The following is a 24,102-nucleotide window of genomic DNA, read 5'->3' as shown; positions in this document are numbered from 1 at the left end:
TGGTCTGACCGCAACAGGTCTTGACGCCTCGTCATGTCCCCGGGATCGTGGTCAGACCGGTACGTCCGCAGGGAATCGCTAAGGGGAGTGCGATGTCGTTGACGAACCGTACGATCGCCGGCCTCGCGCTGGCCGCAGCCGTTCTCACGGCCTGCACCCCCGGCTCCGAACCCGCCAAGAACACCGACTCGGACAAGCCGGTCTCCAGCACCCTGCCCAAGGAGAAGATCACCCTCACCCTCAGCCATTTCGAGGAGGGCGGGCAGGGCGAGGCGATCGGCGAACTGGTCGACAAGTACAAGGAGCTGCACCCCAACATCACCATCAAGGTGACCCAGACGTCCTTCGTCGACTACGGCAAGAACATCAAGCTCCGCATGTCCTCGGACTCGGCACCCGACATCGTCCAGGCCGGACAGGCGTACACGCACCAAGGGCCGCTGGTGGAGGCCGGGTTGATGCGTCCGCTCGACGACTACGCGAAGCTGTACGGCTGGGGCGACCGCTTCAAGTCCGGGCTGCTCGACCAGTCCCGCTTCACCAAGGGCGCCAAGGAGTTCGGCAAGGGCGACCTCTACGGCCTGGCGCTCGGCGGCAACCTCGTCGGCGTCTACTACAACCGGGACAAGCTCGAAGAGCTCGGCATCAAGGCGCCCATCGCCGACCAGGCCGCGTTCCGGAAGGCACTGGCCGAGGCGAAGGCGGAGGGCGAGACGCCGATCCAGCTCGGCAACCTGGAGGCCTGGCCCGGCAACCACGTCATCTCGGACCTCATCGCCCAGCACGAACCGCTGCAGAGCGCCCGCGACTGGGTCTACGGCCGCAAGGGCGCCTCGTTCGACAGCCCCGGGGTGCAGAAGGCCGCGCAGACCGTCGCCGACTGGGCGAAGGCCGGCTACATCGACTCCTCCGCCAACGGCACCGCCGAGAGCGACGGTGTCGGCAAGTTCATGAAGGGCGAGGGGGTCTTCATGATCTCCGGCAGCTGGAACAGCGCGCGCATCGACGAGAACATGAAGGGCAAGGCAGGCTTCATGGCGATGCCGCCGGTCAAGGCCGGCGACCCGGTCCGGGCGACGGGCGCGACGACGTCGCCGTTCGGCATCTCGTCCAAGACCAAGTACCCCGATGTGGCGGCCCACTTCATCGACTTCATGACCAGCCCGGAGAACGCGCCCACCCTCTTCCAGGGCGGCTACCTCCCCGTCGCCGAACGCGACGCGGGGACGCCCGCGCCGGGCAGCGCGCAGGAAGGCCTGGTCAAGACCTGGAAGGACGTGCTCGCCGCCGACGGTCTGACGCTCTATCTCGACTGGGCGACCCCGTCGATGGGCGACACCCTCTTCCCCGCGGGCCAGGAACTGATCGCCGGTGAAGGGACACCGCAGGACCTCATCTCCGCGGTGCAGAAGGACTGGGCGGCGTTCACCGGGGCGAAATGAAGCGCGACACGACGAACGGTCCGGGTGGCGCCCCGCGCAGACCGGCGGGCTACGCGACCGGCAACTCCAAGGTCGCCTACCTCTACATCCTCCCGGGCTTCCTCGTCTTCGCGCTGTTCGTCCTGGTGCCGCTCGGCCACACCGTCTGGCTCTCCTTCTACGACTGGGACGGCGTCACCCTCGGCACCTGGACGGGACTCGGCAACTACGCCGACCAGCTGAGCGATCCCGACGTCAGGACCGCGTTCAGCCACTCCCTCGTCTTCCTTGTCTTCTTCGCGGCACTGCCCGTCGGCCTCGGCCTCGTCCTCGCCTCGGCGCTGTCCCGCTTCCGCCTGCGCGGCCTCGGCTTCTTCCGCACCGTGATTTTCCTGCCGCAGGTGATCACGGCCGTGGTGGTCGGGGTCGCCTGGCGCTGGATGTACGCGGACGAGGGCACCGTCAACCAGATCCTGCGGGCTGTCGGGCTCGACGGCCTGGCCCGCGCCTGGCTCGGCGACTTCACCTGGGCGCTGCCGGCGCTCGGCCTGGTCGGCACCTGGGTGATGTCCGGGCTCTGCATGGTCCTGTTCCTGGCCGGCATCAGCAAGATCGACACCAGCCTGTACGAGGCCGCGCGCGTGGACGGGGCCGGGCCGGTCAGGGAGTTCTTCGTCGTGACGCTGCCCGGCCTCAAACAGGAGATCGCCGTGGGCCTCACGCTCACCACGATCGCGGCGCTGCGCTCCTTCGACCTGATCTACGTCACCACGGGCGGCGGCCCGGGCAACTCCACCAACGTCCCCGGCTTCGAGATCTACAAGCTGGCCTTCCGCCAGGGCGCCGTAGGCGAGGCCTGCGCGGTGGCGGTCATGCTCACCGCGCTCATCTTCACCGTGGTCCTGCTGATCACCAGACTGCTGCGGGAGAAGCTGTGAGCGCCCGGCTCGAACGGCTCGGTGCCTACTCCGTCCTCTGTCTGTTCGCCGTCGCCGCGCTGCTCCCCCTGTTCAGCATCCTCTCGGTCGCCCTGCAGCCCCAGGGCGCGCCGGTCACCGGCCTGAGCTGGCCCGACGACCCGCAGTGGGGCAACTTCACGCGGGCCTGGACCACCGGCTCGTTCGGCGACCTGATCCTCTCCAGCGTGATCGTCGCGGTCGTGGTGGTCCCGGTCGCCACACTCCTGTCGGTCATGACCGGCTACGCCTTCGGCACGATGCGCTTCCGCGGCAGCACCCCGCTCTTCTACGTGATGCTGATCGGCATCGTCATGCCGTACGAGGCCACGGTCGTACCGCTCTACTACGACCTGCGCGAGGTCGGCCTGACCGACAACTACCTGGGCCTGATGCTCCCCGAGATCGGCCTCTCGGTGTCCTTCGGCACGTTCTGGATGCGCGCCTACTTCCTGTCCACACCGCGCGAGCTGATCGAGGCGGCCCGCGTCGACGGGGCCAATTCGTTCACCATCCTGTTCCGCATCCTGCTGCCCGTGGCCCGCCCGGCGGTCACCACGCTCATGGTGCTGTTCTTCGTCTGGAGCTGGAACGAGTTCCTGCTCTCCCTCGTCCTGCTGCAGGACCCCGACGTACGGACCGCACCCGCCGGGCTCGGTCTGTTCGTCGGCCAGCGCACCACCGACGTCGCCGGGCTCTCGGCCGGAGCGCTGATCGTCACCCTGCCGGTCGTGATCGTCTACCTGTTCCTGCAGCGGCACGTGATCCGCGGCATGCTCCAGGGCGCGGTCAAGGGGTGACCGCCACCCCGGACCGACCGCCCGCTCAGGCCGTCCGGGTGATCACCACGGCCGTCCCGTATGCGCACACTTCCGTGCCGACATCCGCCGCCTCGGTCACGTCGAAGCGGAACATCAGGACCGCGTTCGCCCCGCGCGCCCTGGCCTGCTCGACGAGCCGGTCCATCGCCTGGTTGCGGGTCTCGACCAGGGTCTTGGTCAGGCCCTTGAGCTCACCGCCGATCATCGACTTCAGCCCGGCCCCGATCTGGCTGCCGAGATGCCGCGAGCGCACGGTCAGCCCGAAGACCTCGCCGATCACCTGCTGCACCTGGTACCCCGGCACGTCATTGGTCGTCACGACCAGCACGTCCGACTGCGGCACCTGCCCGCCGCCGTACTCCTCGATCCCCATCGGTCCGCCTTCCGCCGCTCCGGTCACACCACCCCTCACCTGCAGAGCTTTGCCCCATTTCGCCGCAGGTGCATCCTGGAGGACCACCCGGTGGAACCTGGCCCTGCCCCGTTGCGTTGATAGCTTTAGGCGGCCCACCTCCCGCCGCGAGCTTTCATGCCCACGACACCCCCCTGGAGCCCGGACCCGTGATGACGACGCTTGCGCTCGGACCGAGCTGGCTCGATCCGGACTTTCTGCTGAACGAGTTCGGGCTGTACGGCCTGCTGCTGATCGTCTTCGCCGAGTCGGGCCTCCTGATCGGCTTCTTCCTGCCGGGCGACTCGCTCCTGTTCACCACCGGCCTGCTGATCGTCACGGACAAGCTGGACACCCCGCTGTGGCTGGCCTGCGTCCTGATCGCCATCGCCGCGATCGTCGGCGACCAGGTGGGCTACCTCTTCGGCCGCAAGGTCGGCCCCTCGCTCTTCAACCGTCCGGACTCCAAGCTGTTCAAGCAGGAGAACGTGACGAAGGCGCATGAATTCTTCGAGAAGTACGGCGCGAAGTCCCTGGTCCTGGCCCGCTTCGTGCCGATCGTGCGCACCTTCACGCCGATCATCGCGGGCGTGAGCCGGATGAACTACCGCTCGTTCATCACGTACAACATCATCGGCGGCATCCTCTGGGGCGTCGGTGTGACGCTGCTCGGCGCGGCGCTCGGCCAGGTCGACTTCGTGCACGAGCACATCGAGTCGATCCTGATCCTGATCGTCCTGATCTCGGTCCTGCCGATCGTCATCGAGTTCCTGCGCGCCCGCTCGAAGTCCAAGAAGGAGGCCGCCGCGGGCGGCCACGACGGCTCCCCGGTGAGCCCGCAGCGCGGCCGCCACGCCAAGCGCTGAACCCCGTGGCGGGGCGGACGCCGCAGGTCAGAAGCCACGCGTCCGCTTCGCCGCCCGCCGCCCCGCAGCCCCCGGCACCCGCAGGAGCAGCCGGGAGATCTCGCTTCCGAGGTTCACGCCGATCGCGATGGCCATCGCCGTCGCGGCGGCCCGGGTGAGCGCCCCGAGGCCGCCCTGCACATCGTTCTGCGCGATCGAGAGCACACCGAAGTACGTGGACGAGCCCGGCAGCAGCGGCCCGATCGCCGCCGTGATGTAGGGCAGCGCGGACGAAAACCGGTAGCGCGAGAACAGCTGGCCGAACAGCCCCACGACCCCGGCCGCGACCGCCGTGGACGCCACCGGCGAGATGTTCCCCGCGTAGTGCAGTGCCCCGTAGATCGCCCAGGCGACACCACCGTTGAGCGTCACGACAAGCACCGACGCCCGCTCCTGCTGCAGCAGCACCGCGAACGTCAGACAGAGCGCCATCGACGCCAGGATCTGGATCACCGGCCGCTCGGTGATCCGCAGCGCCACGTCCGGATCGAGCTTCGCGCCCAGCTGCACGCCCAGATAGAGCACGGACAGCACCCCGACCACGATGGCCACGAAGAAGTACATGACCTCCAGGAGCCGGGCGGACGCGGTGATGTAGTAGCCGGTCAGACCGTCCTGCACGCCCGCGACGAGGGCCCGCCCGGGCAGCAGCGCGAAGAGCCCGCCGGTGATCACCGCGGATCCGCTGAGGTTCGCCGTATGGCTGAGCGTGAACGCCACACCCATCGCCGCCGGCGGCATCGCGGCCACCACGAACTGGTAGAACTCCGGCAGCCCGCGCCCGGCGCACAGCCACGCGAGCCGGTCGCCGAGCATCGCACCGATCATCGCGGCGACGAACACCGCGACGTCACCGCCGACCAGCACGGACGCCGCGCCCGCGAGCAGCCCGCTGGCCAGGGTCAGCGCCCAGCCGGGGTACGGGTGCCGGTTGCGGCGGATCTGCGCGAGCGTGCGGTACGCCTCCTCCAGGGAGACGTCGATCTCCTCGGCGCTGATGTCGTCGACCAGGTGGTAGACGGCCTGCAGCCGCGTGTAGTCGGTGCCCCGGCGCCGTACCGTCCTTGAAGCCGTCACCGGATCGTCCACCAGCGAGGGCTGGTACGAGATCGACAGCAGGGTGAACGTGACGTTCGGTTCGCAGCGGTCGAGCCCGTACGAACGGCAGACCGCGAACATCGCGGCCTCCACGTCCTCGGCCCCCTCGCCGCCGGCGAGCAGCAGCTCACCGATACGCAGCGTCAGGTCGAGCACGCGCGGTACCGCGGGCCCCTCGTCCTCCGCCTTCTGCGTGGCCTCGGGCGCGGGCCGGTCCGTCACCGGGGTGCGCAGCATCGTGCGCATCCGGTCCTGCCAGGGCGCGTCCTTGGTGAGCCGCACCTTCGGGATGCCCTCGGGCGGCGTGAACGCTCCGTGGTGATACGTCTGCGGGGTCGAGAACGCCGAACCGTCGGCCTCCGGGGCGGGCGGGATCCGCAGGCCCTCCGGGACGGTGAACTCCGAGGTCGGCTGTTCGACCTCGGGCGCGGGAGCCGGCTCGATGCCACCCACCGGGGCAAAGGCACTGCGCGCCTCGTCGGACTGCGGTTTGCGGTCCTCCGCCTCGGATTCGGTCACGCCCCTCAGTATGAGCCGTGCCACGCGAACGGGCCGCCCGCCCCCCGCACGGGGGACGAGCGGCCGCGGACTCAGCGCACGTCCACGCAGTCACCGGTGGCGGTGACCGCCGGCGTGGTGGTGGTGCCCTCGAACTTGTAGCGGTAGCAGCGGTCGGTGGTGGCCTTGCGCGTCTGCTTCTCGACGCCCGCCAGGCTGCCGGTGCCGGTGCTGTGGCTGCTCGTGGTGGCGTACGAGCCGGTCAGCGAACGCTCCTGGAGACGGACCGTCTGCTTGGTGTAACCCGCGTACTTGTGGGTGTCCCAGTTGGCGCGCTCCAGCTTGCCGGTGATCGTGATGGTCCTGCCCTTGGCGATGGGCTCGGGGGCGGCGTTGTTGCTGAGGCGGGACCAGCGCTGGAGGTTCCAGGACTTGGCGTTTTCGAGGCGCACCTGGGCGCCCACGTCGGTGGTCGCGGAGAGGTTGATCTTCCAGGCTCCGGCGTCCTCGTTGGTGAGGTCGCTGCGGGGGTCGAGCTTGAAGGTGGCCGCGCAGCTGAACGTGGTGTCCCCGGACTGAACGCAGGGGTCGGTGTCCGCGTCGAACTCCTCGGAGTTGATGAACCGCTTCAGTCCGCTTTCCTGGTCGGTGCCGCGCCAGATCGAAGCGTGGCTGCCGTAGAGCTTCGTCCCGCCGTTGATCGTCCACTTCACAGTGATCGTCTGCGTGTTCGTCGTCCCGACGCGGGCGCTGCTGCCGCCGTTGACGGAGATGCCGGAGACGGTGGTTTCGGCGGCGGCCATCGCGCGGGCCCGCGGCGCCGCGTCCTTCGCCTCGGCAGCGTCGGCGGCCGCGGCCCTGCTCTGCTCAAGCGCCTCCGCCGCACCGGTCTGTCCCGCCGAAGCGGACGGCGTGACGAGCAGGCCGACGGCGAGACCGGAGGCGGCCAGTGCGCCGACACCCAGCGTCACCTTCTTGCCGGGCGTCAGTTTCTTGCGGGCGTGCTGGGACATGGGGGGCTCCGTATCGCTGCAATCGACGGGCGGACACAGGCCGCAGACGGGCGGACCCTGATCACGCACGGCCGCAACGGCCGCACCGCATTGATCGACGACGGAGCGAAAGGGTTGTACGCGAGGGGCCGACGAGGCACGTGAGGTACGTCACCGCCGCCACTGCCACTGCCACCGTCGCCGGAGCGCCCCACCATGCAGAACGGGCCCTGCGCGTCCCGGAGATCCGGGAGGCACAGGGCCCGCTGCGTCGTTCGGCGACCTGGGGGTCAGTGACCCGAGGTCTTGAAGCGCTCGTACGACCGCACGATCTCGGCCTCGGCCTCGGTGCGGCCGACCCAGTCGGCGCCCTCGACGGACTTGCCGGGCTCCAGGTCCTTGTAGACCTCGAAGAAGTGCTGGATCTCCAGGCGGTCGAACTCGGAGACGTGGTGGATGTCGCGCAGGTGCTCCACGCGCGGGTCCGAGGCCGGGACGCAGAGCAGCTTGTCGTCGCCGCCCGCCTCGTCGGTCATCCGGAACATGCCGATCGCGCGGCACTTGATGAGGCAGCCGGGGAAGGTCGGCTCGTCCAGGATGACGAGCGCGTCCAGCGGGTCGCCGTCCTCGCCCAGGGTGTCCTCGACGAAGCCGTAGTCCGCCGGGTAGCTGGTCGAGGTGAACAGACGACGGTCCAGACGGATACGACCGGTCTCGTGGTCCACCTCGTACTTGTTACGCGAACCCTTCGGGATCTCGATCGTGACGTCGAACTCCACCGGTGACTCCTCCATGATCAACACATACTTGTTAATGCGCAGTGATTAAGTGTCCCTCACGCAGGTGTGTGATCGCGAAAGGGGCTGGTCCGTGGTGCCCGAGCTCAAGGACCCGGGGCTCGCAGAGGATGCCGAGCTTCCGGAGCCGTCGAGGCTGCCCGAGCCGCAGCTGCCTGCTCGGCGGCGGGGACCGCTGACGACCTGGCAGTACACGGCAGCCGCCGCCACGCTCGGCCTGGTGCTCACTGCCGGGGTGGTGGCCGCGGCAGGCCCCTGGGACTCAGGTCAGCGTACGGCCGAGCGGGCCCGCGCCGCATCGTGGGAAGCCGACGGTGGCGCAGATCACGGCCGCGGCAAGCGGCAGAAGCCGCAGCCCGCCCCACCCGCCCCGGACGTCCTGTCCGCCCTCGGCGCCCCGCAGGGCTCCGCACCCGCCCCGACGAAGAGCGAACTCGCCGACGTACTCGCCCCGCTCCTCAAGGACCCGTCCCTCGGCACCCTGCGCACCGCCTCGGTCGTCGACGCGGTCACCGGCGAGGAGCTCTACGGGGCTCGGCAGGGCGAGCCGGTCACACCGGCCTCGACCACGAAGATCGCCACGGCGGTCGCCGCGCTCACCGCCCTCGGCCCCGACCACCGCATCGCCACCACCACCGTCGCGGACCCCGGCGCGAACGAGGTCGTCCTCGTCGGCGCCGGCGACCCCACCCTCGACACCGACGCCCTGCGCGACCTCGCGAAGGCCACCGCCAAGTCCCTCCACGACGACCCGCGCGAGGGCAAGGTCAAGCTGTCGTACGACACCTCCCTGTACTCGGGCCCGGCCCTGCACCCCATCGGACCGAACGAGAACATCGCCCCGGTCAGCGCCCTGATGCTCAACGAGGGCCGCCTCGACGACTCCACCAGCGGCCCCGCCCCCCGCTCCGCCGACCCGGCCGCCGCGGCAGCGCAGCGCTTCGCGGAGATCCTGCGCGAAGAAGGCGTACGGCTCGACGGGGCACCGCGGCCCGGCAAGGCGGGCGCCGACGCGGTGCAACTGGGCTCCACCTCGTCCGCCCCGCTGTCCGCCCTCGTCGAGCGGATGCTGACCCACAGCGACAACGACATCGCCGAGGCCCTCGTCCGCCAGACGGCCCTCGCCTCCGGCGAACCGGCGAGCTTCGACGGCGCCGCCAAGGCCGTCGACAAGCGCCTCAAGGAACTCCAACTCCCGCTGGACGGCACGAAGTTCGCCGACGGCAGCGGCCTCGACCGCGCCGACCGCGTGACCGCCCGCCTGCTGACCGCGCTGCTCGCCAAGGCCGCCGACCCGGCCCGCCCCGAACTGCGCTCCGCGCTCACCGGCCTCCCCGTCGCGGGCTTCACGGGCACGCTCAAGAACCGCTACGACTCGGACGGCGCCGCCCCCGGCACCGGCCTGGTCCGCGCCAAGACGGGCACGCTCACCGGCATCAACACCCTCGCGGGCTCCGTGGTCGACGCGGACGGCCGCCTGCTCCTCTTCGCCTTCACGGCCTCGGGCACCACGGCCCCGCAGTCCGCCCAGGCGACCCTGGACCGCCTCGCGGCGACCGTGGCGAACTGCGGCTGCCGCTGACCAGGACCGCACCCACCGCCCCTAGGGGCGAACCCTCCCATTCACCCCACCCCGTCCCGAACCCTCACCGCCCGGCCCCCCGAGCACGTACGGTTGACGCATGACGAGCATCGGCGGTGCCGCGCAAGGGATGGTCGACTGGAATCTCGCGGTCGCGACCGCGACCCGCCTGGTGCGCCCAGGCCCCGAGGTCAGCCGGGACGAGGCGCGCGCCATCGTCGCGGAGCTGCGCCGGCACGCCAAGTCCTCGGAGGAGCACGTCCGTTCCTTCACCCGGATGGCCACCGACGCCGAGCACGACACCCCCGTCATGGTCGTCGACCGGCCCGGCTGGGTGCGAGCCAACGTCGCCGGCTTCCGCGCCGTCCTCAAGCCGCTCCTGGAGAAGATGCACGAGCGCCGCGGCGGCGGCCCCGGCGGCGCGGTGCTCGGCGCGGTCGGCGGCAAGGTCACCGGCGTCGAGCTCGGCATGCTGCTCAGCTTCCTCGCCTCCCGCGTCCTCGGGCAGTACGAGACCTTCGCCCCGCCCACCAAGGACCTCCCCGGTTCCAGCAACGGCGGCGGCCGTCTGCTCCTCGTCGCGCCGAACATCGTGCACGTCGAGCGCGAACTGGACGTGGACCCGCACGACTTCAGGCTCTGGGTCTGCCTCCACGAGGAGACTCACCGCACCCAGTTCACCGGCGTGCCCTGGCTGCGCGACCACCTGGAGGGCGAGATCCAGTCATTCCTCGGCGAGACCGAGGTCGACCCGATGACCGTCCTCGAACGCTTCCGCGAGGCGGCCTCGGCGCTCGCCGGCAACAAGACGGAAGGCGCCGACGACGACGCGCCCTCCCTCGTCGAGATCGTGCAGACCCCCGCCCAGCGGGAGATCCTCGGCCGCCTCACCGCGGTGATGTCCCTGCTCGAAGGGCATGCGGACTACGTGATGGACGGAGTCGGACCCGGCGTCGTGCCGTCGGTCGGCGAGATCCGCGAGAAGTTCAAGGAGCGCCGCGCGAAGGGCGCCTCGCGGCTGGATATGGCGCTGCGCAAGCTCCTCGGCCTCGACGCGAAGCTCCGGCAGTACCGCGATGGCGAACGTTTTGTGCGCGCAGTCGTTGACGAGGTCGGAATGGACGGCTTCAACCGCGTCTGGACCTCACCCAACACGCTGCCCACCAAGGCGGAGATCGCCAAACCCGCCGACTGGGTCGCGAGGGTGCACCGTAAAGCAGAATCCTGAGCTCCGCGCCACCTCCCGGCAGAATCAAGCCTTCGTCATCACCCTTCCGGGGGACCGTGGGCCTGCGGAAGGCGTGCAATGCTCAGGGAGCGACTCGTCTCTGTCACCATCGATGCACTCTGAGTGACCACACCTTCCACAGCTCCCCGAAGGGAACCGGACCATGGGTCCCCATCCTGCGGTCGCGGCGATACGCCTGGCAGTCCGCCGTGTTCTCCACGACGTCCTCACCGACGCCCCTGCTGCTTCCGACGCCCCTGACGCCCCCGCCCCCCTGGTGCTCGTCGCCTGCTCCGGCGGCGCCGACTCCATGGCGCTCGCCTCCGCCCTCGCCTTCGAGGCCCCCAAGCTCGGCATCCGCGCCGGCGCCGTCACCGTCGACCACGGTCTGCAGCCCGGCTCCGATCTGCGCGCCGCCGAAGTCGTCGTCCGTATGACGGCCCTCGGCCTCGGCCCCGTCGAATCGCTCGCCGTCACCGTCGGCCGCGAAGGCGGCCCCGAGGCGGCCGCCCGCGACGCCCGCTATGCCGCACTCGACGAAGCCGCCCGCCGCCTCGGCGCCGCCGCCGTCCTGCTCGGCCACACCCGCGACGACCAGGCCGAGACCGTGCTCCTCGGCCTCGCCCGCGGTTCCGGGATCCGCTCCCTGTCCGGCATGGCCGAGACCTCGGGCACCGCGGGCCGCTACCGTCGCCCCTTCCTCCAGGTCGACCGGCAGACCGCCCGCAAGGCCTGCATGGTCCAGTCGCTGCCCGTCTGGGACGACCCGCACAACGCCGACCCCGCCTACACGCGCTCCCGGCTGCGGCACGAAGGCCTGCCCGCCCTGGAGAAGGCTCTCGGCAAAGGCGTGGTGGAGGCCCTCGCCCGCACCGCGCAGCTCTCCCGCGACGACGCCGACGCCCTCGACTCCTGGGCCACACAGGCCGACGCGACCGTACGGGACGACACCGGGCTCCTCGAATGCGCGAAGCTCTTCGCGCTGCCGCCCGCCGTGCGCCGCCGCATCCTGCGCCGCGCGGCCATCGACGCGGGCTCGCCCGCAGGTTCGCTGTTCGCGCGCCACATCGAGGAGATCGACCGCCTCATCACCGGCTGGCGCGGCCAGAAGGCCATCAATCTGCCCGGCCGGGTCGTGGCCCAGCGGCAGGGTGGCAGACTGGTCATCCGGCAGGGCTGACGCAGACTCCTGATGCGGGCGGCTCGCAAGCCGCCGGTGATGCGGCCGGCACCTCGGACGACGAAAGTGATGCGGGTGGACGCGAACGACATGGGCACCGACCTCGAGAAGGTGCTCATCACCAAGGAAGAGATCGACGCGAAGCTGGCCGAGCTGGCCGCGAAGATCGATGCGGAGTACGCGGGCAAGGACCTGCTCATCGTGGGTGTCCTCAAGGGCGCCGTCATGGTGATGGCGGACCTGGCGCGCGCGCTGTCCACCCCCGTCACGATGGACTGGATGGCGGTGTCGTCCTACGGCGCCGGGACCCAGTCCTCTGGCGTGGTCCGCATCCTCAAGGACCTCGACACCGACATCAAGGGCAAGCACGTCCTGATCGTCGAGGACATCATCGACTCCGGCCTCACCCTCTCGTGGCTGCTTTCCAACCTCGGCTCGCGCGAGCCCGAGTCCCTCAAGGTCTGCACCCTCCTGCGCAAGCCCGAGGCCGCCAAGGTCGCCATCGACGTCGAGTGGGTCGGCTTCGACATCCCCAACGAGTTCGTCGTGGGCTACGGCCTGGACTTCGCCGAGAAGTACCGCAACCTGCCGTTCGTCGGCACCCTCGCCCCGCACGTCTACGGCGGCTGACCCGGCGCACTCCGCGAGCGGGAACCCTCACCCGATTCCCCGCGTTGGAGCATGGGAAGGCGGGTTTCCAGCCGTCCCCTGCCGCGCCGGGTGGCAATGCTGGGGTACCGTCCGAAGAACAGCTTTTTTCCGCTTACACAAGCTTGAACAAGCCCTATCAAACTCACTATGGCAGGAGGGACGGAGCGGCTCAGCCGCTCCGTATGGATGGACGTGAAGCGATACTTCCGTGGGCCGGTCATGTGGATCGTGCTGGCCGTCCTCGCCGTGGTCGTGTTGATGCAGGTCGTCGGCTCGTCCGGCGGCTACAAGACGGTGGACACCGGCGAGGTCTACCAGGCCATCAAGGACAAGCAGGTCCAGAGCGCCAAGCTCACCACCGGTGACGAGCAGCTCATCAAGGTCGAGCTGAAGGACGGCATCAGCGACGCCGACAAGGACAAGTACGGCGGCAGCGACAAGATCCAGGCCAGCTACATCGGCGACCAGGGTGTGGCCATCGCCAACACGCTGCAGGACGACGTCGCCAACGGCGACCTCAAGGACGGCTACACCGTCTCGCCGTCCAAGCAGAACCCGTTCGTCAGCATCCTGCTCTCGCTGCTGCCCTTCGTCCTGATCGTCGTCGTCTTCCTCTTCCTGATGAACCAGATGCAGGGCGGCGGCTCGCGCGTCATGCAGTTCGGGAAGTCCAAGGCGAAGCTGATCACCAAGGACACCCCGAAGACGACCTTCGCCGACGTGGCCGGGTCGGACGAGGCCGTCGAGGAGCTCCACGAGATCAAGGAGTTCCTGCAGGAGCCGGCCAAGTTCCAGGCCGTCGGCGCCAAGATCCCGAAGGGCGTGCTGCTCTACGGCCCGCCCGGAACCGGCAAGACGCTCCTCGCGCGCGCCGTCGCCGGTGAGGCCGGGGTCCCCTTCTACTCGATCTCCGGCTCCGACTTCGTCGAGATGTTCGTCGGTGTCGGTGCCTCCCGAGTCCGTGACCTGTTCGAGCAGGCGAAGGCGAACGCCCCGGCGATCGTCTTCGTCGACGAGATCGACGCGGTCGGCCGCCACCGCGGCGCCGGCCTCGGCGGCGGTCACGACGAGCGCGAGCAGACCCTCAACCAGCTCCTCGTCGAGATGGACGGCTTCGACGTGAAGGGCGGCGTCATCCTGATCGCCGCCACGAACCGGCCCGACATCCTCGACCCCGCCCTCCTGCGCCCCGGCCGCTTCGACCGCCAGATCGCGGTCGACCGCCCGGACATGCAGGGCCGTCTGGAGATCCTCAAGGTCCACCAGAAGGGCAAGCCGGTCGCCCCGGACGTCGACCTGGGCGCGGTCGCCCGTCGTACGCCCGGCTTCACCGGTGCGGACCTGTCGAACGTGCTGAACGAAGCGGCGCTCCTGACGGCGCGCAGCGACAAGAAGCTGATCGACAACCACATGCTGGACGAGGCGATCGACCGTGTGGTCGCGGGCCCGCAGAAGCGGACCCGGATCATGTCGGACAAGGAGAAGAAGATCACCGCGTACCACGAGGGCGGACACGCCCTGGTCGCGGCCGCTTCGCCGAACTCCGACCCCGTCCACAAGATCACCATCCTCAGCCGCGGCCGCGCGCTCGGCTACACGATGGTGCTCCCGGACGAGGACAAGTACTCGACCACGCGCAACGAGATGCTCGACCAGCTCGCCTACATGCTGGGCGGGCGCGCGGCCGAGGAGCTCGTCTTCCACGACCCGACCACGGGTGCCGCCAACGACATCGAGAAGGCCACTGCCACGGCCCGCGCGATGGTCACGCAGTACGGCATGACGGAGCGGCTCGGCGCCATCAAGTTCGGCGGCGACAACACCGAACCGTTCCTCGGCCGGGAGATGGCGCACCAGCGCGACTACTCGGAAGAGGTCGCGGCGCTGGTCGACGAAGAGGTCAAGAAGCTCATCGAGACCGCGCACAACGAGGCCTGGGAGATCCTCGTCGAGAACCGTGACGTCCTCGACAACCTGGTCCTCGCCCTCCTGGAGAAGGAGACGCTCAACAAGGAGCAGATCGCCGAAGTCTTCGCGCCGATCGTCAAGCGCCCGGCCCGCCCCGCGTGGACCGGCTCCGCTCGCCGTACGCCCTCGACGCGACCCCCGGTGCTCTCGCCCCGCGAGCTCTCCCTGACCAACGGCGCCAACGGCACGGCGCCCGCCGTCACCGCCTCCGCCACGGAGACGACCACCCCGCAGCTGGGCAAGTCCCCGGAGCCGGCCCCGGAGGACCGCCCCGAGGCGTAACCCCTGCCGCCCGGCCGCCCGGACCCAGGTCCCGGCGGCCACGGCAGGCCCGGAATGGATGCCGCGCCCCCCAGGTTTTAGCCTTGGGGGGCGCGGCATTTCCGTATGCGCGTGCGAGAGCCCCGAGGGCGAACCAGAGGAACGAGGCACAGATGACCGACCCGGTGACGCTGGACGGGCAGTCCAAGATCGGCGAGTTCGACGAGAAGCGCGCCGAGAACGCCGTACGCGAGCTGCTCATCGCGGTCGGTGAGGACCCGGACCGTGAGGGGCTGCTCGATACGCCGGCGCGGGTGGCGCGGGCGTATCGCGAGATACTCGCCGGCCTGCGGCAGCAGCCCGAGGACGTCCTCACGACGACGTTCGACCTGGGCCACGACGAGATGGTCCTGGTCAAGGACATCGAGATCGTCAGCCTGTGCGAGCATCACCTGCTGCCGTTCCACGGCGTGGCGCACGTCGGCTACATCCCCGCGGAGTCCGGCAAGATCACCGGCCTGTCGAAGCTGGCCCGGCTGGTCGATGTCTTCGCGCGACGTCCGCAGGTCCAGGAACGCCTCACCACGCAGATCGCGGATTCCCTGATGAGGATCCTCGAAGCTCGTGGCGCCATCGTCGTGATCGAAGCCGAGCACATGTGCATGTCGGTGCGCGGCATCCGTAAGCCGGGCGCGAAGACCACGACGTCAGCGGTGCGCGGACAACTGCGGGACGCGACCACGCGTTCTGAGGCGATGAGCCTCATTCTGGCCAAATAGCCGGCACTCACGCCTTCAGCCGCCCGCTGATCCACACCAACGTCGCCGGAATCTCCCTCCGCCACGTATTGAAGTTGTGCCCGCCCGAATCCAGCAGGATCGACGAGACGCGGGTCGGTGCCTTGACCTTGTCGATGAACTTCAGGGTGTCGTCGTAGTTGTCCTCGCCCTGTTTGCTGCTCGTCGCCAGCAGGGAGACGGGCGGGGGCGGGCGGTGGTCGAGGAGCCACATCAGGTCGGATTCGCGCTTGGTCCGTTCGTCGCCCTGGAAGAGGTCGCCGGTCTGGTCGTCGATCGGTGCCATGTAGTTGGCGGAGAGGCCGGCGCCCGCGCCGAAGCGGTCCGGGTGCTTGATCGCGATCTTCAGCGCGCAGTAGCCGCCGGTGGAGTTGCCGATCACGCCCCAGTTCTGCGGCTTCGTACCGACGCGGTAGGTGGCGCCGACCGCGGTCGGCAGGTCCTCGGCGAAGAAGGTCTCGGTCTGCGGGCCGTCCGGTATGTTCACGCACTCCGTGTCCCGGCCGGGCACGATCGAGGGCCGCAGCATGACAAGGATCATCGGCTGCATCTTTCCGTCGCGCGCCTGCTTGTTGGCCGTCTGCGGATAGTGCAGGCCCTTGATGAGGTTCTCGGCGGTGCCCGGATAGCCGGTGATCACCACGGAGGCCGGGAACGTACGGTCCTTGTACTCGGGACGGAAGTACTCCGGCGGCAGATAGACGTACGCGGGGCTTGTCAGCTTCGACTTCGCCCCGGCGATCCGCACCTCCTGGATCTGCCCGCCGACCCGGGGCTTCGCGCCGCCGGGCACGTTCACCATCTGCTTGCCGGTGACCGTGACCGGGCCGTTCGCCGCGCCCGAGGTGTCGTGGTCGACGACCACGCCCGGATCCTGCTCCTGCCCGAACAGGTCGGCCCACGACGCGTAGAACCCGAATTCGCGGTTGGCGGCGAGCCCGACCGAGGCGAACACCATGGCCTGGGTGAGCGCGAGCAGCACGATGCGGCCGAGGACGGCCCGCCAGTTCCGTCCCGCAAGCCGCGGCCACAGCCAGACCGTGCCCACGAACAGGAGCACGGCCACTGCGACGGCCAGCGCCAGCGCCGCGGTGCTCGTCAGACCCATGGGATTGCCTCGTCGGTAGCGTTTTGAGTGGATCGGTAGCGTTCTGAGGGGATACGACCGAACCCTCCAGGTGGATAGATGCGGAAAAAACGGACAAGGTTCCCGGGGTTCGCCCTCCAAGAATGCGCCGCCTCCCCCGCCCGCGCCGTCTGCACCTGCTGCTCATGGCACTCCTGATCCGCCATCGGAGTGAATTCGCGGCGCTCCCCGACCCCGCAGCCGCTGGAAGGCCGAGGGCTTCGTCACGCTGCGAGGGCCCTACGCTTGCCTCATGAGCAAGCCGCACCCCCGAGGACACGTCGCCGGACTCCCCGACTGGGACCGCTGCGCGGTCATGGGCGTGGTCAATGTGACCCCGGACTCCTTCTCCGACGGCGGCCGCTGGTTCGACACCACCGCGGCCGTCAAGCACGGCCTCGACCTGGTCGCCCAGGGCGCCGACCTGGTCGATGTCGGAGGTGAGTCCACCCGCCCCGGTGCCTCCCGCGTCGACGAGGACGAGGAACTGCGCCGCGTCATCCCGGTCGTACGGGGTCTCGCCTCGGAGGGCGTCACCGTCTCCGTCGACACCATGCGCGCCCGCGTCGCCGAGCAGTCCCTGGCGGCCGGCGCGCTCCTGGTGAACGACGTCAGCGGCGGTCTCGCCGACCCGGCGATGATCCCGGTCGTCGCCGAGGCCGGTGCGCCGTTCGTCGTCATGCACTGGCGCGGCTTCAGCGAGGACATGAACAGCCTCGCGGTGTACGAGGACGTGGTCGGCGAGGTCGTCGCCGAACTCCGTATCCGCCTTGACGCGGTGATCTCCGGCGGGATCGCCGAGGACCGCATCGTCGTCGACCCGGGCCTCGGCTTCGCGAAGAACGCCGAGCACGACCTGGCCCTGGTCGCCGGGATGCGCGAGCTGCGCGCCCTGGGGCACCCGGTCCTGGTCGCCGCCTCCCGCAAACGTTTCCTCGGCCGCATCCTGGCCGCGGGCCCCGAGGCCGCCCCGCCGCCCGCCCGGGAACGCGACGCCGCGACCGCGGCCGTCTCGGCCATCGCCGCCCATGAGGGCGCCTGGGCGGTCCGCGTCCACGAGGTGCGGGCCACGGCGGACGCGGTGCGGGTGGCGCGCGCGGTCGAGGGCGCCGCACCGCAGCCGTAGCCGAGGGCGCCGTAGCGCCCCGTATCCGACTCCCGAAGGAGACAAGTGACGTCACCCGTGGACCTCGAAGCCGTCGAGCAGGCCAACACCGCCTTCTACGAAGCGATGGAGCGCGGCGACTTCGAAGCGCTGTCCGACCTGTGGCTCGGCGGCGACGAGGGCGACGGCGTCAGCTGCGTCCACCCCGGCTGGCCGGTCCTCACGGGCCGCGGCGAGGTGCTCCGCTCGTATGCCCTGATCATGGCGAACACGGAGTACATCCAGTTCTTCCTGACCGACGTCAAGATCGCGGTGAACGGGGACACGGCCCTGGTCACCTGCACGGAGAACATCCTCAGCGGCGCCCCCTCCGAGGAGGCCGGTGAACTCGGCCCGCTGGTCGGCCAGTTGGTTGTCGCCTCCAACCTCTTCCACCGCACGGACGACGGCTGGCGCGTGTGGTCGCACCACGCGTCCCCGGTCCTTGCGGAGCGGGACGAGGAGGAGGGCGAGGGCTGAGCGCGAGGCCGCGGCACCCGGACGGAAGGTCTCAGACGGGCAGCGCCGTCCGCGGATCCCCCTGCGTCACCTCCCGCGCGGCCGCACGGGCCGCCGCGCCGAAGGCCTCCAGGGCCCCCGTGTGGTTCCCGGCCCGCCACACCAGGCCGTATCCGACGGGATCCGCGTCGACGAACGGGATGTACGCGATCCCCGGCCGCGCGTAGTACGTGCGCGTGTGCGCGGCCGTGAGCAGCGCGCCCCGGCCGCCCGCGACCAGCATCAGCGCCTCCTGCATGTTGGTCACCCCGGGCCCGCGGGCGATCGGCCGCCCGCCGGGCGTGTGCGGCGGCGCCTGCTGCTCGGACCAGTGGTCCGGCACGTCGCCGTCGATCGTGAGCAGCGCCACGTCCGCGAGGTCCTCCATGGAGACCGCGTCCCGTACCGCGAGCGGGTGCGAGGAGGCGACCGCGAGCACCCGCTCCTCGGCGAGCAGCGCGGGGCCGCCGCCGAGATCGTCCTCGCGTACGGGAAGTTCCTGCAGCTGGACGTCGAACTCGCCGCGGCGCAGCTGCCCGTACGGATCCGTCAGCGGCACCTCGCAGATCTCCACCGCGAGCCCCGGGTGGCTGACCCGCAGCGTCTCCGTCGCCTTGAGGACGATCTCGCCGGTCAGCGGCGTGGAGAACCCGACGTGCAGGACCGCGTCGATCCCGCGCGCGGTGGCGACGGCGCGGGCGAGCGCGGCGTCCATGGCGCGGTGGTGCGGTTCCAGGTCGGCCCGCAGCTGACGCCCCAGTGAGGTGAGGGCGACGCGGCGTGAGGTCCGTACGAACAGCGGCGCGCCGACCCGCCGCTCCAGGCGCTGGACCAGCTGGCTGACCCGCGCCCGTGAGAGGCGCATACGGTCGGCCGTGCGGCCGAAGTGCAGCTCATCGGCGAGCAGCAGGAAGCACTCGATCTCGTCGCGTTCCATCGATTCCCCCAGGTGAACCGGGCCGGACCGGGGCCTTTCGCGGGTCGGCCGCGGATCGGTCGCGGATCGGTAAGCGTGGTTGAACGAACGTCGAGTTCTTCGCCGTTGTTCCCGCCCCGCGCCCCGACGGAGAGTGGTTGCGTTCTCAACCACCGTTTCTCCGTGAGGAGTTGACCTGCCATGAGTGCGCAGAAGACAGCTGCCGCCTCGTTCAGTGCCCGCGAGTGGGGTGTGCTCCTCGTGCTGTGCGGCGCGATCTTCCTCGAGGGCATCGACGTGGCCATGCTCAACGTGGCCCTGCCCGCCATCCGCGCCGACCTCGGTCTGTCCACCGGCTCCCTGCAGTGGGTCATGAGCGCGTACGTCCTCGGCTACGGCGGCTTCATGCTGGTCGGCGGACGCGCGGCCGATCTCTTCGGACGCCGTCAGATGTTCGTGTTCTGGCTGACCGTGTTCCTGCTCTTCTCCGGGCTCGGCGGCTTCGCCACCGAGGGCTGGACGCTGATCACGGCCCGCTTCGTCACCGGCGTCGCCGCGGCCTTCATGACCCCGGCCGGCCTCTCCATCATCACCACCGGCTTCGCCGAGGGCCCGCAGCGCAACAAGGCGCTGCTCGTCTACTCCGGCACCGGAGCGGGCGGTTTCTCCATCGGTCTGGTCGTCGGCGGACTGCTCGCCTCGGCCGACTGGCGCTGGGTGTTCTTCGCGCCCGTGGTGCTCTCGGCCCTGATCCTGGCCGCCGCGCTCGTGTACGTCCCCAAGTCCCCGCGCCCCGACCGCACCGGACAGAGCCTCGACCTGCTCGGCGGCCTCTCCATCACCGCGGCCATCCTGCTCCTGGTGCTCGGCGTCGAGCGCGCGAGCCACACCTCGGCCGTCTGGACCGCGGGCACGCTCGGCGCGGGCCTCGCCGCCCTCGCCGCGTTCCTCGTAGCCGAACGCCGCGCCACAACCCCCCTGGTCCGCCTCGGCATCTTCCGCAACGCCGCTCTCGTACGGGCCAACGCCGCCGGGCTGCTCTTCGCCGCGGGCTTCTTCGGCTTCCAGTTCCTCGTCGTCCTCTACCTCCAGGAACTGCGCGGCTGGTCCACCTTGGAGACGAGCTTCGCGATGGTCGTCATCGGCATCGACGCGATCCTCGCGCCGACCCTCGTGCCCCGCCTCGTCACCCGCTTCGGCAACGCCCGGCTGATCCTCACCGGCCTGCTCGTCACCTCCACGTCGTACGCCCTGTTCCTGCCGGTCGGCGCCGACTGGACGTACCTGACCATGCTCCCGAGCCTGCTGCTGCTCGGCATCGCGTTCGCGCTGACCTACGGGCCGCTCACCATCGTCGCCACCGAAGGCGTCGAGGAGGCGGAGCAGGGTCTGGCCGGCGGGCTGCTCTACACCTCGTTCCAGTTCGGCGCGGCCCTCGGCCTCTCGTCCGCCGCGGCCGTGAACGTGGCCGCCACCGCGTCGAGTTCACCGGGCGCGCTGCTCGACGGGTACCGGGCGGCCCTGTGGGTGCCCCTCGCCGCGGCCCTGCTCGCGACCGCGGTCGCCGCCTGGGGGATCCGGTCCCGGCGCTCGTCCGGCAGCCGGGTGATCGGTACGGGCGAGGCGGCGGACGGGGCCGCGGCGGCGGACGACCGTACGGCGGGACTCCCCACCGCCCGCTGACCCCTGACCGGCCGTCTCCCCTCCCGACTCACCAAGGAGCCCTTCCGATGCCCACTGTCAAAGCCGACAGCTTCGCCGACCTCCAGGACACGTTCTTCGCCTACATCCGCGACATCAAATACGCCACGATGATCACGGTCGACCGGAAGAACCGTCCGCGCGCCCGGGTCCTGTTCCCCGTCTGGGAGGTCGTCGACGGCCGGCCCGTCGGCTGGCTGGCCGTGTACAGGACGCCGGTCAAGGCCGCGCACCTCGCGCACAGCCCGCACACCACGTACAGCTACTGGAACCCCCGGCAGAACACCGTCCACGTCGACGCCCTCTCCACCTGGGCCGAGGACCCGGCCGACAAACTCCACGCCTGGGAGCTCTACAAGAAGGGCGGGCCGCCGGGAGTGGGGTACGACCCGGTTCATTACTGGCGGGGCGGGCCCGAGGACCCCGAGTACCACGTGATCCGGATCGACCCGTGGCGGATCCAGCTCGTCCGCGGCTCCGATCTGCGGAGCACGATCTGGCAGCCGGAGCGGCAGCCCGCAGCCGCCTGACACGCCATCCCGGGGCAAACCGGACCCGTATCCGCCGCACGAGTGGGCGCCACCCCGAAAAGGGTTGGCGCCCGCTCCAGTGGGTACAGGCCGCAGTCAGCTGCTGTTAGCAGGAGCCGGCCCACCTGTCCATAGCCCCCGCGGGCGAGGCCCGCGGGCACCCGAAGGTAGATTCGAAGGGGACTGGTGTGCCGACCGCACTCGGCTGCAGCCCGATGAAACCGAGATGAGCAGGAGTGATTCGCGTGGACCGTGTCGCGCTGCGCGGCCTCAGGGCCCGTGGTCACCACGGCGTTTTCGCGCATGAGCGCGAGGACGGCCAGACCTTCGTGGTGGACCTGGTGATGAGCCTGGACACCCGCTCGGCCGCCGCTGACGACGATCTGGCGAAGACGGTGCACTACGGCGTCGTCGCCGAGGAGGTCGTGGCCGTCGTCGAGGGCGAGCCCGTCGATCTCATCGAGACGCTCGCCGAGCGCATCGCCGAGACCTGCCTGAAGCACGAAGCGGTCCAGGAGGTCGAGGTGGTCGTGCACAAGCCGGGCGCCCCGATCACCGTCCCGTTCGACGACGTCACCATCACGATCACCCGGAGCCGAGTATGAACAACGTGCAGAGCGACCCCACGGTCCAGCCCGTTCCCGCCTCCGTCGTGGAACAGGTGGACGCCGCCGACAGCACCCTGCAGAACCCCAAATTCGCCGTCGTCGCCCTCGGCTCCAACCTCGGCAACCGCCTGGAGACGCTGCAGGGCGCGGTCGACGCCCTGGAGGACACCCCCGGTCTGCGCGTGAAGGCCGTCTCGCCGGTCTACGAGACCGAGCCCTGGGGCGTGGCGCCCGGCTCCCAGCCGAGCTACTTCAACGCGGTCGTCGTCATCAGGACAACGCTGCCACCGTCCTCGCTCCTGGAGCGCGCGCACGCCGTCGAGGAGGCCTTCCACCGCGTACGCGACGAGCGCTGGGGCGCACGCACCATCGACGTCGACATCGTCGCGTACCAGGACGTCGTCTCCGACGACCCGGTCCTCACGCTCCCGCACCCGCGCGCCCACGAGCGCGCCTTCGTCCTCGCGCCCTGGCACGACGTCGACCCGGAGGCCGTCGTCCCCGGCCGCGGCCCGGTGGCCCAGCTGCTCGCCGCCGTGACCCGAGAGGGCGTGGCGCCGCGCGTGGATCTGGAACTGCGGCTGCCCGAGTAATCGTTAAGGTCGAACGGGCCCCGGAACCGGGGCCCGACCGGACCGTACGAAGGCGGGGCAGGCCCCCGTCGGTGGAGGCGAACGCACTCGTGAAGCAGCTGCGCATCAGGACCCTGGCGAGCCTCTTCGTGGTCGCCGGACTCCTGTCCTGGGCCGTGTCCAAGCTGCTCGTGGCGCGGGACTCGCTCGGCACGCTGCCCAGCGTCCCGCTGGCCGCCCCCATCGTCCTCGGCATCATCGCCGCGGCCCTCGCGGCCACCGCCTTCTCCCTGCGCTCCCGGCTGCGCGCCCAGCGCGACCGTGTCCCCGGCGCGAAGGGCGTCGAGCCGATGATGGCGGCCCGCGCGGTGGTTTTCGGCCAGGCAAGCGCCCTGGTCTCGGCCCTGGTCAGCGGCGTCTACGGCGGCGTCGGCATCTTCCTGCTCGCCCACCTCGACGTCCCCGCCCGCCGCGACCAGGCCATCTATGCGGCCCTCGCGGTGGTCGCGGGCATCGCGGTGATCGCGGCGGCCCTGTTCCTGGAGCGCGTGTGCAAGTTGCCGGAGGACGACGACACGGAGGGCGCGCCGGCGTAGGGAGACTCCGGCGAAGTCGGTCCCGATCGCAGGGTGACGCAAAGTCGTGGGCGGAATCCCGGACTTGATGGGCCGGTGATTCAACTCCGTTGAGAGCAACGGTAGTTGAGGTCATGTGTGCAGGATGGTGCGGAGGGATGCGCTCCCCTCACGCCCCCTTCCGTCCGCCTCGAGCGCCCGCCGCGACGGAATGCGCTTCTTCTCAGACGCTCCCCGTGCCTCTACAGTCCGCAATATGACGCATAACGGTCCGCCGGATCTCAAGGCCGAAACCCACCCGAGCCGTCACGCTCAACGTCAGGTGCTCGACGGTCAGTTGGGCGGGGAGGAGGGCTGGTCGAGGCTTCGTACGATCTATGCCGAGCAGGCGCCCGAATGGCGCGACTGGACCCAACTGCAGCCGGGCTACGCGCAGTCCGTCGCGGACGGGCTGCGCGAGGTGAAGGACGCACCCTGGGCGGTGGAGGTGTGCTGCGGCACCGGGGAGGCCACCTCCGAGGTGCGGGCGCGCTTCACCAAGGTGGTTGCCTGCGACGTCAACCTCGCCATGCTCAGGGGGCGCGACACCGGTGCGCCGCAGGATGGCGTGGTCTGGATCGCAGCTGACGTCAGGTCACTTCCCTTTGCCGATCGCTCTGTTCCCTTGATGGTGGCACTCAATGGTGTGTTTAATCCTGAGGAGATCGAACGGGTGATCGTCCCCGGTGGCCAGGTGCTGTGGTGCACATCCTTCCGCGAAGGGACACCGCTGTATGTGTCGCCAGGGGAGATGGGCGACCGGCTTGGTTCTGGCTGGACGGGGCGTACGGGGCTGTCGGGCTTCGGCCAGTGGACGCTGCTCACCCGTACCGAATGATGTAGGGGA

General features: G+C 70.1%; 24 protein-coding genes. 18 read left to right on the top strand and 6 right to left on the bottom strand.

What is annotated here, in order from left to right:
* Positions 1-92: 92 nt before the first annotated feature.
* Genes ACIBI4_RS18120 through ACIBI4_RS18110 form a run of 3 tightly spaced genes read left to right on the top strand, consistent with a single transcriptional unit; the run spans position 93 to position 3,177 of the window.
* Positions 93-1,442 (top strand): extracellular solute-binding protein, encoded by a 1,350-nt coding sequence (locus tag ACIBI4_RS18120; RefSeq protein WP_399204908.1) that lies wholly within the window; start codon positions 93-95, stop codon positions 1,440-1,442.
* Positions 1,439-2,359: a carbohydrate ABC transporter permease gene (locus tag ACIBI4_RS18115; protein WP_399204907.1), complete on the top strand. Its 921-nt coding sequence runs from the start codon at positions 1,439-1,441 to the stop codon at positions 2,357-2,359. Before ACIBI4_RS18120 ends, ACIBI4_RS18115 begins: the two co-directional genes overlap by 4 nt.
* On the top strand, positions 2,356-3,177 hold the full coding sequence (locus tag ACIBI4_RS18110) for a carbohydrate ABC transporter permease (protein WP_399204906.1): 822 nt from the start codon (positions 2,356-2,358) through the stop codon (positions 3,175-3,177). The genes ACIBI4_RS18115 and ACIBI4_RS18110 overlap by 4 nt, the downstream gene beginning before the upstream one ends.
* Positions 3,178-3,202: 25 nt before the next feature.
* Here ACIBI4_RS18110 and ACIBI4_RS18105 read toward each other — a convergent pair whose 3' ends face one another.
* Positions 3,203-3,571, bottom strand: a complete 369-nt coding sequence (locus tag ACIBI4_RS18105) for a YbjQ family protein (protein WP_399204905.1) — start codon at positions 3,569-3,571, stop codon at positions 3,203-3,205.
* Positions 3,572-3,762: 191 nt separating this feature from the next.
* Between ACIBI4_RS18105 and ACIBI4_RS18100 the strand changes: the two genes are divergently transcribed.
* Positions 3,763-4,455 (top strand): DedA family protein, encoded by a 693-nt coding sequence (locus ACIBI4_RS18100; protein WP_399205286.1) that lies wholly within the window; start codon positions 3,763-3,765, stop codon positions 4,453-4,455.
* Positions 4,456-4,482: 27 nt separating this feature from the next.
* On the opposite strand, the gene ACIBI4_RS18095 is transcribed toward ACIBI4_RS18100, so the two are convergent.
* The 3 genes from ACIBI4_RS18095 to ACIBI4_RS18085 form a co-directional block, all read right to left on the bottom strand.
* Entirely contained in the window at positions 4,483-6,111 is a 1,629-nt protein-coding gene (locus ACIBI4_RS18095) for a threonine/serine exporter ThrE family protein (RefSeq protein WP_399204904.1), read from the bottom strand.
* 71 nt (positions 6,112-6,182) lie between these two features.
* The gene (locus ACIBI4_RS18090; RefSeq protein WP_399204903.1) at positions 6,183-7,103 is read right to left on the bottom strand and encodes a calcium-binding protein; all 921 of its coding nucleotides are present in this window, start codon (positions 7,101-7,103) and stop codon (positions 6,183-6,185) included.
* A gap of 269 nt (positions 7,104-7,372) precedes the next feature.
* Positions 7,373-7,861 (bottom strand): inorganic diphosphatase, encoded by a 489-nt coding sequence (locus tag ACIBI4_RS18085; protein ID WP_399204902.1) that lies wholly within the window; start codon positions 7,859-7,861, stop codon positions 7,373-7,375.
* A 94-nt stretch (positions 7,862-7,955) separates the two neighbouring features.
* Between ACIBI4_RS18085 and dacB the strand changes: the two genes are divergently transcribed.
* The 6 genes from dacB to folE all read left to right on the top strand — a co-directional run bounded on the left by dacB (position 7,956) and on the right by folE (position 15,528).
* Entirely contained in the window at positions 7,956-9,461 is a 1,506-nt protein-coding gene (gene dacB / locus ACIBI4_RS18080; protein WP_399205285.1) for a D-alanyl-D-alanine carboxypeptidase/D-alanyl-D-alanine-endopeptidase, read from the top strand.
* Positions 9,462-9,561: 100 nt separating this feature from the next.
* Complete coding sequence (locus tag ACIBI4_RS18075; protein ID WP_399204901.1) at positions 9,562-10,689, top strand: zinc-dependent metalloprotease; 1,128 nt, start codon at positions 9,562-9,564, stop codon at positions 10,687-10,689.
* 163 nt (positions 10,690-10,852) lie between these two features.
* Positions 10,853-11,869, top strand: coding sequence for a tRNA lysidine(34) synthetase TilS (tilS, locus tag ACIBI4_RS18070; RefSeq protein ID WP_399204900.1), 1,017 nt, complete (start codon positions 10,853-10,855; stop codon positions 11,867-11,869).
* A 69-nt stretch (positions 11,870-11,938) separates the two neighbouring features.
* Positions 11,939-12,499, top strand: a complete 561-nt coding sequence (gene hpt, locus ACIBI4_RS18065; protein ID WP_199549649.1) for a hypoxanthine phosphoribosyltransferase — start codon at positions 11,939-11,941, stop codon at positions 12,497-12,499.
* Positions 12,500-12,706: 207 nt separating this feature from the next.
* Positions 12,707-14,770 (top strand): ATP-dependent zinc metalloprotease FtsH, encoded by a 2,064-nt coding sequence (ftsH, locus tag ACIBI4_RS18060; protein ID WP_399205284.1) that lies wholly within the window; start codon positions 12,707-12,709, stop codon positions 14,768-14,770.
* Positions 14,771-14,922: 152 nt separating this feature from the next.
* Positions 14,923-15,528, top strand: a complete 606-nt coding sequence (gene folE, locus ACIBI4_RS18055) for a GTP cyclohydrolase I FolE (protein WP_399204899.1) — start codon at positions 14,923-14,925, stop codon at positions 15,526-15,528.
* A 7-nt stretch (positions 15,529-15,535) separates the two neighbouring features.
* Here the strand turns inward: folE and ACIBI4_RS18050 are convergent, their stop codons facing one another.
* A complete protein-coding gene (locus ACIBI4_RS18050; protein ID WP_399204898.1) occupies positions 15,536-16,654 on the bottom strand; it encodes an alpha/beta hydrolase in 1,119 nt (372 codons plus the stop codon).
* A 271-nt stretch (positions 16,655-16,925) separates the two neighbouring features.
* Here ACIBI4_RS18050 and folP point away from each other — a divergent pair, with 271 nt between their 5' ends.
* Positions 16,926-17,798: a dihydropteroate synthase gene (folP, locus tag ACIBI4_RS18045; RefSeq protein WP_399204897.1), complete on the top strand. Its 873-nt coding sequence runs from the start codon at positions 16,926-16,928 to the stop codon at positions 17,796-17,798.
* A gap of 45 nt (positions 17,799-17,843) precedes the next feature.
* A complete protein-coding gene (locus ACIBI4_RS18040; protein WP_399204896.1) occupies positions 17,844-18,296 on the top strand; it encodes a nuclear transport factor 2 family protein in 453 nt (150 codons plus the stop codon).
* A 31-nt stretch (positions 18,297-18,327) separates the two neighbouring features.
* Here the strand turns inward: ACIBI4_RS18040 and ACIBI4_RS18035 are convergent, their stop codons facing one another.
* Positions 18,328-19,251, bottom strand: a complete 924-nt coding sequence (locus ACIBI4_RS18035) for a LysR family transcriptional regulator (RefSeq protein ID WP_399204895.1) — start codon at positions 19,249-19,251, stop codon at positions 18,328-18,330.
* 180 nt (positions 19,252-19,431) lie between these two features.
* Between ACIBI4_RS18035 and ACIBI4_RS18030 the strand changes: the two genes are divergently transcribed.
* From ACIBI4_RS18030 to ACIBI4_RS18005, 6 genes are all read left to right on the top strand, one after another.
* Positions 19,432-20,913, top strand: coding sequence for an MFS transporter (locus ACIBI4_RS18030; RefSeq protein ID WP_399204894.1), 1,482 nt, complete (start codon positions 19,432-19,434; stop codon positions 20,911-20,913).
* 47 nt (positions 20,914-20,960) lie between these two features.
* Positions 20,961-21,461: a pyridoxamine 5'-phosphate oxidase family protein gene (locus ACIBI4_RS18025; protein WP_399204893.1), complete on the top strand. Its 501-nt coding sequence runs from the start codon at positions 20,961-20,963 to the stop codon at positions 21,459-21,461.
* A gap of 245 nt (positions 21,462-21,706) precedes the next feature.
* Positions 21,707-22,066, top strand: coding sequence for a dihydroneopterin aldolase (gene folB / locus ACIBI4_RS18020; RefSeq protein WP_399204892.1), 360 nt, complete (start codon positions 21,707-21,709; stop codon positions 22,064-22,066).
* The gene (folK, locus tag ACIBI4_RS18015; RefSeq protein WP_399204891.1) at positions 22,063-22,662 is read left to right on the top strand and encodes a 2-amino-4-hydroxy-6-hydroxymethyldihydropteridine diphosphokinase; all 600 of its coding nucleotides are present in this window, start codon (positions 22,063-22,065) and stop codon (positions 22,660-22,662) included. The genes folB and folK overlap by 4 nt, the downstream gene beginning before the upstream one ends.
* 89 nt (positions 22,663-22,751) lie before the next feature.
* On the top strand, positions 22,752-23,237 hold the full coding sequence (locus ACIBI4_RS18010) for a DUF3180 domain-containing protein (RefSeq protein ID WP_399205283.1): 486 nt from the start codon (positions 22,752-22,754) through the stop codon (positions 23,235-23,237).
* A 235-nt stretch (positions 23,238-23,472) separates the two neighbouring features.
* Positions 23,473-24,093, top strand: coding sequence for a class I SAM-dependent methyltransferase (locus tag ACIBI4_RS18005; protein WP_399204890.1), 621 nt, complete (start codon positions 23,473-23,475; stop codon positions 24,091-24,093).
* Positions 24,094-24,102: the final 9 nt, after the last annotated feature.

Origin of the sequence: Streptomyces sp. NPDC050418 (genome assembly GCF_044458745.1) — a bacterium.
In the GTDB taxonomy this organism is placed as follows: Bacteria; Actinomycetota; Actinomycetes; order Streptomycetales; family Streptomycetaceae; genus Streptomyces.
This window is presented reverse-complemented; position numbering and strand designations above follow the sequence as displayed.